Annotated in this window: 15 protein-coding genes; 8 read left to right on the forward strand and 7 right to left on the reverse strand. The window is 70.3% G+C overall.

What is annotated here, in order from left to right; translation table 11 throughout:
• Positions 1–8: 8 nt before the first annotated feature.
• Together ccrA and mce are read right to left on the reverse strand one after the other, a co-directional pair.
• Positions 9–1,346, reverse strand: coding sequence for a crotonyl-CoA carboxylase/reductase (gene ccrA, locus QI554_RS19005; protein ID WP_281471260.1), 1,338 nt, complete (start codon positions 1,344–1,346; stop codon positions 9–11).
• A 232-nt stretch (positions 1,347–1,578) separates the two neighbouring features.
• The gene (gene mce / locus QI554_RS19010; protein WP_281471261.1) at positions 1,579–2,016 is read right to left on the reverse strand and encodes a methylmalonyl-CoA epimerase; all 438 of its coding nucleotides are present in this window, start codon (positions 2,014–2,016) and stop codon (positions 1,579–1,581) included.
• A gap of 223 nt (positions 2,017–2,239) precedes the next feature.
• On the opposite strand from mce, the gene QI554_RS19015 reads away from it, so the two are divergent.
• Positions 2,240–3,430 carry an acetyl-CoA C-acetyltransferase gene (locus QI554_RS19015; protein ID WP_281471263.1) on the forward strand — a complete coding sequence of 397 codons (1,191 nt, stop codon included), beginning with the start codon at positions 2,240–2,242 and terminating at the stop codon, positions 3,428–3,430.
• Between the two features lie 153 nt (positions 3,431–3,583).
• Entirely contained in the window at positions 3,584–4,549 is a 966-nt protein-coding gene (gene meaB / locus QI554_RS19020) for a methylmalonyl Co-A mutase-associated GTPase MeaB (RefSeq protein ID WP_281471264.1), read from the forward strand.
• 63 nt (positions 4,550–4,612) lie between these two features.
• Here the strand turns inward: meaB and QI554_RS19025 are convergent, their stop codons facing one another.
• Positions 4,613–5,149, reverse strand: coding sequence for a MarR family winged helix-turn-helix transcriptional regulator (locus QI554_RS19025; protein WP_281471265.1), 537 nt, complete (start codon positions 5,147–5,149; stop codon positions 4,613–4,615).
• Positions 5,150–5,208: 59 nt separating this feature from the next.
• Positions 5,209–6,030 carry a DUF2127 domain-containing protein gene (locus QI554_RS19030; RefSeq protein ID WP_281471266.1) on the reverse strand — a complete coding sequence of 274 codons (822 nt, stop codon included), beginning with the start codon at positions 6,028–6,030 and terminating at the stop codon, positions 5,209–5,211.
• 220 nt (positions 6,031–6,250) lie between these two features.
• Between QI554_RS19030 and QI554_RS19035 the strand changes: the two genes are divergently transcribed.
• Positions 6,251–6,793, forward strand: a complete 543-nt coding sequence (locus QI554_RS19035; RefSeq protein ID WP_281471267.1) for a MarR family winged helix-turn-helix transcriptional regulator — start codon at positions 6,251–6,253, stop codon at positions 6,791–6,793.
• A 19-nt stretch (positions 6,794–6,812) separates the two neighbouring features.
• Here the strand turns inward: QI554_RS19035 and QI554_RS19040 are convergent, their stop codons facing one another.
• Positions 6,813–7,508 carry a zf-HC2 domain-containing protein gene (locus QI554_RS19040; protein ID WP_281471270.1) on the reverse strand — a complete coding sequence of 232 codons (696 nt, stop codon included), beginning with the start codon at positions 7,506–7,508 and terminating at the stop codon, positions 6,813–6,815.
• Complete coding sequence (locus QI554_RS19045; RefSeq protein ID WP_281471272.1) at positions 7,489–8,058, reverse strand: sigma-70 family RNA polymerase sigma factor; 570 nt, start codon at positions 8,056–8,058, stop codon at positions 7,489–7,491. Before QI554_RS19045 ends, QI554_RS19040 begins: the two co-directional genes overlap by 20 nt.
• Before the next feature lie 204 nt (positions 8,059–8,262).
• Between QI554_RS19045 and QI554_RS19050 the strand changes: the two genes are divergently transcribed.
• The 3 genes from QI554_RS19050 to QI554_RS19060 all read left to right on the forward strand — a co-directional run bounded on the left by QI554_RS19050 (position 8,263) and on the right by QI554_RS19060 (position 9,840).
• The gene (locus QI554_RS19050; RefSeq protein ID WP_281471273.1) at positions 8,263–8,916 is read left to right on the forward strand and encodes a hypothetical protein; all 654 of its coding nucleotides are present in this window, start codon (positions 8,263–8,265) and stop codon (positions 8,914–8,916) included.
• Positions 8,917–9,089: 173 nt separating this feature from the next.
• Positions 9,090–9,416: a DUF3817 domain-containing protein gene (locus QI554_RS19055; RefSeq protein ID WP_281471274.1), complete on the forward strand. Its 327-nt coding sequence runs from the start codon at positions 9,090–9,092 to the stop codon at positions 9,414–9,416.
• 88 nt (positions 9,417–9,504) lie between these two features.
• Positions 9,505–9,840 (forward strand): DUF3817 domain-containing protein, encoded by a 336-nt coding sequence (locus QI554_RS19060; protein ID WP_281471275.1) that lies wholly within the window; start codon positions 9,505–9,507, stop codon positions 9,838–9,840.
• Positions 9,841–9,935: 95 nt separating this feature from the next.
• Here QI554_RS19060 and QI554_RS19065 read toward each other — a convergent pair whose 3' ends face one another.
• Positions 9,936–10,676 (reverse strand): TetR/AcrR family transcriptional regulator, encoded by a 741-nt coding sequence (locus QI554_RS19065; protein WP_281471277.1) that lies wholly within the window; start codon positions 10,674–10,676, stop codon positions 9,936–9,938.
• Between the two features lie 333 nt (positions 10,677–11,009).
• Between QI554_RS19065 and QI554_RS19070 the strand changes: the two genes are divergently transcribed.
• Positions 11,010–11,987 (forward strand): tetratricopeptide repeat protein, encoded by a 978-nt coding sequence (locus QI554_RS19070; protein WP_281471278.1) that lies wholly within the window; start codon positions 11,010–11,012, stop codon positions 11,985–11,987.
• Positions 11,988–12,595: 608 nt separating this feature from the next.
• Positions 12,596–13,216, forward strand: a complete 621-nt coding sequence (locus tag QI554_RS19075; RefSeq protein WP_281471280.1) for a DUF6230 family protein — start codon at positions 12,596–12,598, stop codon at positions 13,214–13,216.
• Positions 13,217–13,303 lie beyond the last annotated feature (87 nt).

Below are 13,303 nucleotides of genomic sequence, written 5' to 3' on the forward strand. Positions count from 1 at the left end.
TGCTCCGCTCAGATGTTGCGGAAGCGGTTGATCTCGTTGATGTACTTGGCACGCATCTCGTGGTTGCGCACGCCCAGGCCCTCCTCGGGGGCCAGGCACAGGACGCCGACCTTGCCCTGGTGGAGGTTGCGGTGCACGTCGTACGCCGCCTGGCCGACCTCGTCCATCGAGTAGCTGCGGGACAGCGTCGGGTGGATCTTGCCCTGCGCGATCAGGCGGTTCGCCTCCCACGACTCGCGGTAGTTCGCGAAGTGCGAGCCGACGATGCGCTTGAGGTTCATCCACAGGTAGCGGTTGTCGTACTCGTGCACGAAGCCCGAGGTCGAGGCGCAGGTCACGATCGTGCCGCCCTTGCGGGTGACGTAGACCGAGGCGCCGAACGTCTCGCGGCCCGGGTGCTCGAAGACGATGTCCACGTCCTCGCCGCCGGTCAGCTCACGGATGAGCTTGCCGAAGCGGTTCCACTCCTTCGGGTCCTGGGTGTGCTCGTCCTTCCAGAACTTGAAGTCCTCGGCCCTGCGGTCGATGACCAGGTCGGCGCCCATGTCGCGGCAGATCTGGGCCTTGTCCTCGGACGAGACCACGCAGATCGGGGTGGCGCCGCCGTTGAGGGCGAACTGCGTCGCGTACGAGCCGAGGCCGCCGGAGGCGCCCCAGATCAGCACGTTGTCGCCCTGCTTCATGCCGGCGCCGTTGCGGGACACCAGCTGGCGGTACGCGGTGGAGTTGACGAGACCCGGCGAGGCGGCCTCTTCCCACGTCAGGTGCGCCGGCTTCGGCATGAGCTGGTTGCTCTTGACCAGGGCGATGTGCGCGAGGCCGCCGAAGTTGGTCTCGAAGCCCCAGATGCGCTGCTCGGGGTCGAGCATGGTGTCGCCGTGGCCGTCCGGGCTCTCCAGCTCGACGGACAGGCAGTGCGCGACGACCTCGGCGCCCGGCTTCCAGGCGTTGACGCCGGGGCCGGTCCGCAGCACGACGCCGGCCAGGTCGGAGCCGACCACGTGGTACGGCAGGTCGTGGCGCTTGGTGAGCGGGGAGGTCCGGCCGTACCGCTCCAGGAAGCGGAAGGTGGAGACCGGCTCGAAGATCGAGGTCCACACGGTGTTGTAGTTGATGGCCGAGGCCATCACCGCGATCAGTGCCTCGCCCGGGCCGAGCTCGGGCAGTGCGACGTCCTCGACGTGCAGTGCCCGGCGCGGGTCCTTGTCGCGGGACTCGAGCCCCTCGAACATCGTCTCCTCGTCCTTGTGGACGGTGACGGCACGGTAGGACTCGGGCAGGGGAAGGGCTTCGTACGCTTCCTGCGGGGTGTCCCCAGCGAGGATGGCGTCGAGGATCTCCTTCATCGTCGGCCTCCAGGGTCGGCGTTGGGAGTTGAGGGTTTGTCGGTTGGCCCGCGAAATTACCCATGGGTAACGTAGCTGTGGCGACCGGGGTGTGCCAAGGGGCGGGCCCGTAGGAATCCCGCCCCCGTATTGACGCTGTGTCAGCTCCAAAAAAGAGGGGTGGGAGCGGAGCGACCTCGAAAAATGGGTGGTGGTGGGCGACGGGTGGGCGGGGGCGACGCAGCGTGGTGTGTCAGTGCTCGGCGTCCGCGGGGGCCGAGGTGACCAGCTCCGTCAGCACCCCGTGGCAGTCCTTCGGGTGCAGGAACGTGATGCGCGAGCCCATCGAACCGCGGCGCGGCTCGTCGTACAGGACGCGGACGCCCTTGCCGCGGATGGCCTCCGCGTCACCGTCCACGTCGGCGGTGCCGAAGGCGATGTGGTGCACGCCCTCGCCGTTCTTCTCCAGCCACTTGGCGACCGTCGAGTCCTCGCGGATCGGCTCGAGCAGCTGCAGGTAGGACGCGCCGCCGTCGTCCGTGTTGTTGATCTTGAGCATGGCCTCGCGGACGCCCTGCTCCTCGTTGACCTCGGTGTGGAAGACCTCGAAGCCGTACGTGGCCTGGTAGAACGCCACGGTCTCGTCGAGGTTGCGGCAGGCGATACCGATGTGGTCGATGCGCGTGAGCACGATGCCCTCCCGGGTCCTTCGGGTTACCTCTGAGTAGGTACCCTGAATGTCGAAGCGACACTAGAGCGACACTATGGACGAGACCGCATCCGGTCTCCCGAGACGGGTCGTGCGTTCCGTCACAACGGGACCCCTGCCGACCATGACCTGGCGGCGGGTATGTTCGGCCCACACCCTCACACCTCCCTTCCATCAGGGCTGACCTTCCTAGGAGGCCACTGCCATGGCCGGTTCTGTCATCGTCGCCGGAGCGCGTACCCCCATGGGCCGCCTGCTCGGCTCGCTCAAGGGCTTCTCCGCCACCGACCTCGGCGGCGTCGTGATCAAGGCCGCGCTCGAGCGCGCCGGGATCACCGGCGAGCAGGTCCAGTACGTCGTGCTCGGCCAGGTCCTGCAGGCCGGCGCCGGCCAGATGCCGGCCCGCCAGGCGGCGGTCAAGGGCGGCATCCCCATGAACGTGCCGTCCCTCACGATCAACAAGGTCTGCCTCTCCGGCCTCGACGCGATCGCGCTGGCCGACCAGCTCATCCGCGCCGGCGAGTTCGACATCGTGGTGGCCGGCGGCATGGAGTCCATGACGGGCGCCCCGCACCTGCTGCCGAAGTCCCGCGAGGGCTTCAAGTACGGCGCGATCGAGATGCTCGACGCCATGGCGTACGACGGCCTCACCGACGCGTTCGACAAGATCCCGATGGGCGAGTCGACCGAGCACCACAACGCCAAGCTCGGCATCTCCCGCGAGGAGCAGGACGTGTTCTCCGCCCGCTCGCACCAGCGGGCCGCCGAGGCGCAGAAGAACGGCGTCTTCGACGAGGAGATCACCCCCGTCGCGATCCCGCAGCGCAAGGGCGAGCCGGTCCTGTTCACGACCGACGAGGGCGTGCGGGCCGACACCACCGCGGAGTCGCTGGGCAAGCTGCGCCCGGCCTTCACCAAGGACGGCACGATCACCGCCGGCTCGGCGTCCCAGATCTCCGACGGCGCCTGCGCGGTCGTCGTCATGTCCAAGGCCAAGGCCGAGGAGCTCGGCATCGAGTGGCTCGCCGAGATCGGCGCCCACGGCAACGTGGCCGGCCCCGACAACTCGCTCCAGTCGCAGCCCTCCAACGCCATCAAGCACGCGCTCGGCAAGCAGGGCCTCACCGTCGACGACCTCGACCTCATCGAGATCAACGAGGCCTTCGCGTCCGTCGGCATCCAGTCCATGAAGGACCTGGGCGTCACCGAGGAAAAGGTCAACGTCAACGGCGGCGCCATCGCGCTCGGCCACCCGATCGGCATGTCGGGCGCCCGCGTCGTGCTCCACCTCGCCCTCGAGCTCAAGCGCCGCGGCGGCGGCACCGGCGCCGCGGCCCTCTGCGGCGGCGGCGGCCAGGGCGACGCCCTGATCCTGACGGTCCCGCAGCAGGCCTGACGCATAACCGACGACGAGCGCGGCACGAGCGGGTTCGACCCCGTTCCGTGCCGCGCTCGCCGCGCTCTCGGCGGACCCGGTTCCGGTCTCCCGGGCACGGGTAACCGCTCCCTCGATCCGTCCGTCCCTGGAACTCTCTGACAGGAGCCGTCCTTGCCTCGGCGTACCGACGTCGCCTCACTCGTCGCGCAGGCTCGTGAGGGGCAGGCGCGGGCGGTGGCGCGGCTTATCTCGCTTGTGGAGGATGCCTCGCCGGTTTTGCGGGAGGTCATGGCGGCGTTGGCGCCGCATACCGGGCAGGCGTATGTCGTCGGGTTGACCGGGCCGCCGGGGGTGGGGAAGTCGACGTCTACGTCGGCGCTCGTGTCCGCGTATCGGGCGGCCGGCAAGCGGGTCGGCGTGTTGGCGGTGGATCCGTCGTCGCCGTTTTCCGGTGGGGCGTTGCTCGGGGACCGGATCCGGATGCAGGAGCACGCGACGGATCCGGACGTGTTCATCCGGTCGATGGCCTCGCGGGGGCATCTCGGGGGGCTCGCGTGGGCGACGCCGCAGGCGTTGCGGGTGTTGGACGCGGCCGGGTGCGACGTGATCCTCGTCGAGACGGTGGGCGTCGGGCAGTCGGAGATCGAGGTCGCGTCGGCAGCTGACACGACCGTGGTGCTGATGGCGCCCGGGATGGGGGACGGGATTCAGGCGGCCAAGGCCGGGATCCTCGAGATCGGTGACGTGTATGTCGTGAACAAGGCCGATCGGGACGGTGCCCAGACCACGGCGCGTGAGCTCAACCACATGCTGTCCCTCGGCCCCACCCGCGGGCCCGATTCGTGGCGGCCGCCCATCGTCAAGACGGTCGCGTCGCGGGGGGAGGGGCTGGAGGACGTTGTCGAGGCCTTGGAAAAGCACCGGGCCTGGATGACCGCGAACGGGACGCTCGCGGCCCGTCGGCAGGCCCGGGTGCGCGGAGAGGTCGAGGCGATCGCGTTGGCGGCGCTGTATGCGCGGATGGGTGATGTCGCGGCGGGGCGTCGGGCTGATGAGCTGGCCGCGCGGGTGTTGGACGGCGGGCTCGACCCGTATGCCGCCGCTGATGAGCTGATCGCGGGGCTGGCGGGGAGCTGACCGCAAAGACAGGTACGCCCCCGACCGCGGTGCGGTCGGGGGCGTACCTGTGCGGAGACGGGGTCAGACCCGCGCCTTGCCGCCCGGCTTCTGGGCCGTGCCCTGGCTGAGCACCTTGGGGCACGTGGCGCCGCCGTCGACGCCGCTGAGGTGGGCGACGACGGTGCCGAAGGCCTCGCCGAGCACCCGCTTCTGCTCGTCGGTCAGCAGGTCGACGAAGTGCCGCCGCACGCTGGCCACGTGGTCGGGCGCGGCCTGGACGAGGCGCTCCCAGCCCTGCTCGGTCAGGACGGCCCACTGGCCGCGCCGGTCCGAGTCGCAGCTTTCGCGCGCGACCAGGCCCGCGTTCTCCATGCGGGTCATCTGGTGCGACAGCCGGCTCTTGGACTGGTGGCTCAGCCCGGCGAGCTCGGTCAGCCGCAGGCGGCGGTCGGGCGCCTCGGACAGGCGCACGAGGATCTCGTAGTCGTGCACGGTCAGGCCGTGCAGCTGCTGGAGATCGCGCTCCAGGTACAGCGGGAGCAGATTGAGCACGCCCATAGAGGCTCGCCACATCCGCTGCTCTTCGTCGCTCAGCCAGCGAGGCTCCGGTTCGGTCATGAAACCATCGTACCTCGATCAGTTGAACATTCAATAAATGTATCGGAGTGGCGCGGATATCACACCGTCTCGGCCGCCGGCGGTCCGGCCTGCTTCGACAGGTGCTCCTGCCACGGCTGACGCACCGGGCCCGCGTGCGTGGCGTCCTCGATCTCGAGCAGCGACTCCTCGCGGCGCGCCGCCTCGAACGCCTCGTGCCCGCCGCGGAGTCCGAACAACCGTTTCGCGACGATGATGTAGAGCACAGCGATGATGTTGAGGACCAGCGTGCCGATCTTGAAGTAGCTGACCTTCTCCGTCAGCTCGTAGACCTCGAGCGGCAGGAACATGCCGGTCGCCACGACCGTCAGGTACTCGGCCCAGCGCTTCAGCATCCACAGGCCGACCGCCTCTACGATCTCGATGACCGCATAGACGACCAGCCCTACGGCGACCCACACGAGCGTCGAGTGCTTGTAGTCGAACGTCTTGCGGATCGACTCGACGATCGGGGAGTTGTCGATGTCGTAGCCGTAGTGGTTGAACAGCGGCTTGAGGAGCGTCAGGTCCTCCTCGAACACCCGCCGCACCGAGTCCTGCGCGTTGCTGAACCTCCAGATCGCGTACGCGACGAACAGGATCAGCACGCCGCGCGCGGCGCGCTCGATCGCGAGGAATCGCAGGATCAGCACGTCCCGCAGGGCGCGCCCGCGCAGCACCTCGGGGGCCTCCTGCGCGGGGCCCGACCCCTTGGCGTCGCCCAGCACGAAGTCGCCGCAGCGCAGGCACCGCCACGCGACGCCGATCGGCGTCTCCGTGTGCAGCTTGGCGCGCAGTCCCGGCTCGTCGGGCGCGTATGTCTCATGGCCGCGGCGTGCGCAGGCTCGGCGATTCCAGTCCACGTGCGGCACCGTAGGGGCTGCCCGTGATCGTGCGCTCTAGTTACGCCCATGGGAACACCAAGAGGCGGTCATGGGGAGGTGAAGAAGCCCATGGCGGCTCCGCTCAGCGGTCCTGTCGGGGGTAATAGCGCTCGATACGCGGACAGCCGCCCCACCACGGGTTTGTTCAGCAGATGGGCGCACCGTACTTGCCGGTAGCCAAGACGACTACGCTGCGCCCGTGCCCAAGCCGCTGAACCTCCCCTTCGACCCCATCGCCCGTGCCGCCCAGTCGTGGGAGGAGCGCTGGGGTCCGTGTCCGCCCATGGCCGCGATCACGTCGATCATGCGGGCCCAGCAGATCCTGCTGGCGGAGGCCGACACGGTGCTCAAGCCGTACGGGCTCACCTTCGCCCGCTACGAGGCCCTCGTCCTGCTCACCTTCAGCCGCACCGGCGCGCTGCCGCTGTCGAAGATCGGCGAGCGCCTCATGGTGCACCCCACGAGCGTGACCAACACCATCGACCGCCTCGAGAAGGCCGAACTGGTCGCGCGTCGCCCCAACCCGCGCGACGGCCGCGGCATCCTCGCGACCATCACCGACAAGGGCCGCGACGTGGTCGAACGCGCCACCGCGGACCTGGTGGCCCGCGACTTCGGCCTCGGCGTCTACGACGCCGACCAGCTCGCCGAGATCTTCCGGGTCCTGCTGCCACTGCGCGTCGACGCGGGCGACTTCAAGGAGCAGGAGCAGGAGCCCGAGAGCGGGCGGCAGGACGGCTGACCGCCCCGCGCCGCCGCGCTCAGCCGCGGCGGACCGGGGCGTACAGGACGGGCGGCCCGCCGGGCGCGGTGCTCAGGCCCAACGCCACGGCACCGTCGGCGCGCATCGCCGCGCTCAGGTCGACGGTCACCTGGCGCGTGCCCTGCGCGGTGAAGCTCCCCGCCGGCACGCGGGTTCCGTCCGCGCGTTCCAGCCACGCCAGATAGCGCTCCCCGTCGCCGAGCCCGCTGACCGTGAGGCGTAGCCCGGTGCCCCAGCTGTGGTCGGTCAACTCGGCGGTGGCCTGCGTGGGACCCGCGGAGTAGGCGACGTCCGGCCGCCGGCCGGCGGGGTCGTGGACCGACGAGAAGACCAGCAGCGCCGCAGCGACCGACGCCGCGAGCCCGAGGGCCGCCCCGGTCGCGATGGTGATCGTGCGTCGCCGTGCCGTGCGACGCGCCGCCCCCACCTGCGCGAGCACCGAATCGGCCAGCCCGATCGGCGGCGCCGGCGACGGCTCGTCGAGCCGCTCCGGGTCGGCCCCGTAGAGCAGCCGCGCCGTCGACGACAGTCCGCGCAGTTCGGCCGTACATGCCCGGCAGCCGTCCAAGTGCGCCCGGAGCGCCGCGGCCTCGGCGGCGGGCAGCCGGTCCAGGGCCGCCATGCCGATCATCGGCCGCATCGCGGCGCACGGCCGCTCCCCGCCGGTGCGGCGGCTACCACCCGTGGAGGTCATCGTCGTCCCACCCCATCTCCTCCAGGATCAGCCGCAGCGCCTTGAGGGCGTAGAACACGCGGCTGCGCACGGTCCCGACCGGCACCGCCAGTTCCGCGGCGACGTCGGCGGGAGCACGGTCGCGCAGATGGACCTGGACGAGCACCGTACGGTGTTCGGCGCTCAGCCTGCGCAGTGCCTCCTCGACCTGCATCGTGACCATCAGCCGCTCCAACGCGCGGTCGTCGAACGGCGCGTCGGGCTCCGCGGTGTCGACGGCGGCGAGCGGTGGCCGGACGCTGCGCGCCCGCGCCAGGTCGATGACCACGTTGCGGCATATCGCGAACAGCCATGTGCGGGTCGAGCCGACCCGCTCGTCGAAGCGGTCGGCCGCGCGCCACGCCCGGACGAACGTCTCCTGCACCGCCTCCTCCGCCAGCCCCGCGTCGCCGAGCGACCGCACCGCCATCGCGAACAGCTCGCCGCCGTGCCGGTCGTAGAGCCGGCGCAGTCCCGCGTCGTCGCGGTGCTGTTCCGCGTGCTTGGCCGAGCCTCGGCGCCGTAGCCGCATGGCGTCCCTCCCTTCCTTCCGAGGGGGTACGGGGCGACCTCGGCGCGCGTTCAGTCCGCGCCGGACTTTTTCCGGCGGCAGGGGATCGGCAGGAGATCGGCAGCGGATTTCGGGCCCGGCTGAACAGCACGCGGGTCCGCTGCGTATCCCCCGCCGAGCGTCTCGCGGCCCGGCGGGACCGATGTCAGAGGGGAACACATACTCATGAACGCCCGCAAAGCGATGCGTTGGACGGCCGTCGGACTCGCCCTCGCCGCCACGGCGGCCCTCGCGCCCAGCGCGCTCGCCGACGGCTCCGGCGACCACCGCCCCGCCCACGTCGACGTGCTCAGCCCGCGCGCCGACGCGAGTACCGGGATCGGCGGCAAGGACTGGGTGCTCGACCTCAAGGTGCGCTACCCCGACGGCCTGCCCACCGCCGGTTGGACCGGGCCGCAGCTGACCGGCCCCGCCGGCCACAACAACGTGCCGCCGGCCGCGGGGACGTTCTCGACCGGCCACGACGACAAGCTGCCGGGCGTCGTCGTCCTGCTGTCGACGACCACCGCCGGCCGGCCCGGCTTCTCCGGGCCCGGCACGAACCTGGCGAACCTCTTCAACGTCACCGCGATCGCCGAGCAGGGCCGGCGCGGCGCGACGATCGCCGACACCTGGCTGGTCGGCGGCGCGTTCTTCGGCACGGCGACCGACTCCGTGCTGACCGTCGCCGTCGTCAAGGACCTCAACGGCAACGGTGTGCTCGACGACGCGCCCGACGTCGTCCCCGACGCGAACGGCGACGGCAAGGTGGACGCCGCCGACCTGAAGGCCCTCGGCGTCGCGTCGAACGTCGAGACGGTCCGCTTCCGGCTCGCCTGACCCGGCGGCGGCCCGGCGGGCGCCCCGGCCGACGGGGCCGAGGGGCGCCCGCCCGGCTCGCGAGGGGGGCGATTCGGAGAACGCCGGGAGGGCGACGTAGTCTCTTTGCGCGAATGTGAAAGCTGCGGACGCCGCCGGTTCCTGCGCGCGGTGGAGCGAACGAAGGTGCCGTTGTGAAGCCTGCTGTCCTGACCCGTTACCGCGTCATGGCGTACGTCACCGGTGTGTGGCTGCTCCTGCTGTGCCTGTGCATGGTGTTCAAGTACGGCTTCGACAAGGGTTCGGACCTGACGTTCTATGTCAGCCAGATCCACGGTCTGCTGTACATGATCTACCTGGTCGCGGCGTTCGACCTCAGCATGAAGATGAAGTGGAAGTTCGAGCGCATGCTGCTGATCATGCTCGCCGGGACGATCCCCTTCGCGTCGTTCGTCGCCGAGCGCAAGATCGCCCAGGCGGTGCAGGAGAGCGGGCGCGTCGTGGCGCCGACTGCCGCCTGATCGGACCGACCGGACCTGTCGGAGCCCTGTAGCGCCGTCGGTCCTCGAACCCCCACCCGTCGCCCGTATTTCCCCGAAGGTGAACCCGATGCTGTCCAACTCCGTCTCGCGCTTCCGGCTGGTCGCCACGCTCGAAGGCCTGTCGTTCCCGGCCCTGCTGATCTTCGGCTCGCTGCTCAGCCGGATCTCCGACATCGACTACCTGATGATGCCGCTGGGCCTCATCCACGGCGTGCTGTTCATCGCGTACGTGCTGCTCGCGCTCGACCTGCGCGGCAAGCTCGGCTGGGACGGCAAGAAGACGTTCGTCGCGCTCGCCTGGGCGATCCCGCCGTTCGGCAGCTTCGTGTTCAAGGCGAAGGCGAAGGCCGAGCTGGACGCCGCCGAGCAGGCGGAGAACGCGGCGGCGGCCTCGGCGGCCTGAGCCCCTGATGTCCTGACGCCGGTGTTCTGACGCTGGTGTTCTGACGCGAAAGCCCCCGCCGCGGCGGGGGCTTCGTGCTGTCGGGAGGGGCGGTTTCAGGCCTCCGCGGCACTCCGCGGCGCGGCGGGCTCCGAACCCCAGTCCGGGCCGAGGCCCACGAGGCCGGCCGTGACGAACGCGACGAACCGGCTGACCCATTCCTCCCCGGCCGGCTCCGCGCTGACCAGCATGTGCTGGACCACGGTGCCGGAGATCACGTCGAAGACGAGGTCGACGTCGATCGCGTCGGCCGCCGTCGTCTCGCCGCGCGCCCGGGCCCGCGCGCGACCCTCGACGACGAGGCGCTTCTGCGGGTCGACGATGGCCTCGCGGACCCGGCGCCGCAGCTCGGGGTCACGTGTCGAGTCGGCGACCAGGCCCATCAGCGCGGTCTGCATCTCGGGCCGGGTGAGCAGGGCGGCGAACTGCCGTACGACCGACTCCATGTCGGAGCGCAGGTCGCCGTCGTCGGGCAGTTCGAGCGAGTCGAGCATGTCGGCGACGGCGGCCATCACGAGCTCCTGCTTGGAGGCCCAGCGCCGGTAGAGGGTGGTCTTGGCGACGCCCGCGCGCACCGCGACGTCCCCGATGGTCAGCGACGCCCAGCCGCGGTCGGCGAGCAGCGCGCGGGTCGCCGACAGGATGGCGTCGTCGGCCGTCGAGCTCCGCGGCCGGCCTTTGCGGGCCGCCGCGGCGTTGCCGTTCTCGCTCAACGGGACCTCGACACGGTGCGGGGGAGTGGTGACTCCGGCGGGGGACTCGGTACGGGCCGTCAGGTTACTGGCAAGTATCGTCATCGGCGGTGACCGCCGTCACATGACACCCGATGTGTGTGGCGGGCGACAAGCCACCCTGCGCCGGTGAGGCATGTCACACCCCTCAACCTCTTGAAATCGGACGAACCCCCCTTGCGGCCGACGCCCGTTCTGCCGTTACGCTACGGGTCGTAGCGAATCACGGTGCCTGGATGGGGATTCGAGCACCCGACATCGGTACGCACGACCGGCGCGCACTCCGCGGCGCCTCCCGCAGACCGGCGGGACGGCGGCGGAACGGGCGCCGGACCGCTTGTGGGGTGAACGGGGCCGACCCGTGCACCGCACAGGTGGCGCACGGGGGAAGATAGGCCTATGCAGCCACGAAACATGTCGATGCGCGGGGTCGTCGACCTCGGCGCGGTCAAGGCGGCCACCGAGGCCGCCGCGCAGCGGGCGGCCCGGGCGGCGAGCGCGCCGCAGGGCGCCGCGGGCGGAGGGGCCCCCGCGGGGGGATTCGTCTTCGACCTCACGGACGCGAACTTCGACTCCGTCCTCGCGCTGTCCCAGCAGGCCCCCGTGGTGCTGGAGTTCTCCTCGCAGCGCTCGCCGCACAGCATCGAGGTCGGTGAGGTCTTCGACCAGCTGGCCGCCGAATACGCCGGCCGCTTCGTCCTCGCCCGTCTCGACATCGACGCCTCGCCGCAGCTCGCCCAGGAGCTCGTGACGCAGGCCGGTGTCCAGGGCCTCCCCGCCGCGGTCGCGGTCATCGCCGGCCAGCTCGCGCCGATGTTCGACCGCGCGGCGCCGCAGGCCGAGCAGCTGCGGCAGATCCTCGACCAGCTGATCCAGGTCGGCGAGCAGCGCTTCGGGCTGACGGGCCTTCAGGGCGGCGCGCCGGGCGGCGCCGAGTCCGAGGACGAGGACGCCGAGCCGGCCGGCGACCCGCTGCTGGCCGCGGCCGAGGCTGCGCTCGACGCGGGCGACTTCGCGGGCGCGGCGCAGGCGTACCGCAACGTGCTGACCGACTATCCGGCGCACACCGAGGCGAAGCTGGCGCTCGGGCAGGTCGAGCTGATCCTGCGCACGCAGGACGTCGACCCGGCCGAGGTGCGGCGCAACGCCGCCGACCGGCCGACGGACGTCGACGCGCAGGCGCTGGCGGCGGACCTCGACCTCGCGGGCGGGCACGTCGAGGACGCGTTCGGTCGACTTGTCGAGACGGTGCGGCGCACGGCGGGCGACGACCGCAACAAGGCGCGCCTGCACCTGCTCGGCCTCTTCGACGTGATCGGCTCGGACGACCCGCGCGTGGTGAAGGCGCGGGCGGCGCTGACCAGCGTGCTCTTCTAGGTCCGTCCGGAGCCTGTCTCCACGTCCCTTTCCGGCGCACCTTCGGTCCGTCTCCGGCGGCTTTGTCGCCTTGTTGGCTTGGCGATCCCCGCCACCCTCCGTGATGTTCGCGGAAGGTGGCGGGGATCTTTGTTTTCACCGTGTTTCGCGCGTGTCCACCTGGAGTCTTTGCAAATCTTTGACTCAGTTGCGATTCGGTTGCGAAGGGTTCGCTCGAGGTCGCCGCCACTCGTCGTAAAAACCCACAAACGGGACACCCTGGGGAGAGGTGCATTACTCCAGGTAACACCAATCCCGAAAATGCGTAGCAAGAACGTGTTCTCGTCGGCTACTTGCCGGTAACAAGACTCTTGTGCCGAGGCCCACAGTGGGCAACGATCGGCCCGCTCGGTCCATCTCTCAACAGCGCACCCCGGCAGCCGGTCGGGGAGTCCGGTGGACTCTCATTCCCCATCCAGGTCCGTGCCCGTCCTTCGCTCAAGGGACAGGTACGACCTCCTCGGCCCCGCTCGTGCAGGGGGGCCTTCGTTGTCGTCCTTTGTGTCCGCCGTGCGCAACTACGCCGCCCCGGCCCGCGTACGGAGAGGAACCTGTCCCTAAGGAGGACCATGGCCAAGTCCAAGGCCGGCCGTACGCGTTGGAAGCGCTTCGGCCTCGCCCTTGTGCCCGGCGTGGTGATCATCTCGGGTCTCACGATGGCTGCTGCCAACGGTGCGATCCCGATGAGCTTCGCGATCTCCGGCACGGCGTTCAAGGTGAGTGGTGACCACATGGAGGCCACCAACGTCGTCCAGTACGGCAGCGTGGCCGGCACCAAGGGCGGCAAGGATGACGCCAAGCCGAACATCCTGTCGGGCTTCCAGCACGCCGAGTTCACCAACCTCTGCCAGTCGGTGAAGGTGCCGCTGCCGTTCTCGATCCTGGGCCACGACTCCGTGGTCATGGTCATCAAGTCGGGTGGCACCGCCACGGCCGAAAACATGATCGCGGACCTGGCGCAGCTGACCGGTGACGCGACGTTCAAGGGCGTCGACATCGGCATCGACGCGCAGGCGACCACCAAGGGTCCGCTCGCGGGCACCGCGCCGAAGCCTGGCATGTTCGGCCAGCAGGTCGACAAGGTCATCGTGGAACACCCGCGCCAGACCGTCTACGCGGTCAGCGCGGAGACCTTCCGTCTGCCGAGCCTCGACCTGTCGGTGAACTTCGACAACCAGGAATGCTTCTGATCCGGAAGCCGGCGGGGGCGGGTCGCCATCACACCTCGTGTGTGGCGGCCCTGCCCCCGCCCACCTCCTACGGGAGTGTTCTTCGAC

The organism is Yinghuangia seranimata, assembly GCF_029953285.1.
Taxonomy (GTDB): Bacteria; Actinomycetota; Actinomycetes; order Streptomycetales; family Streptomycetaceae; genus Yinghuangia; species Yinghuangia seranimata.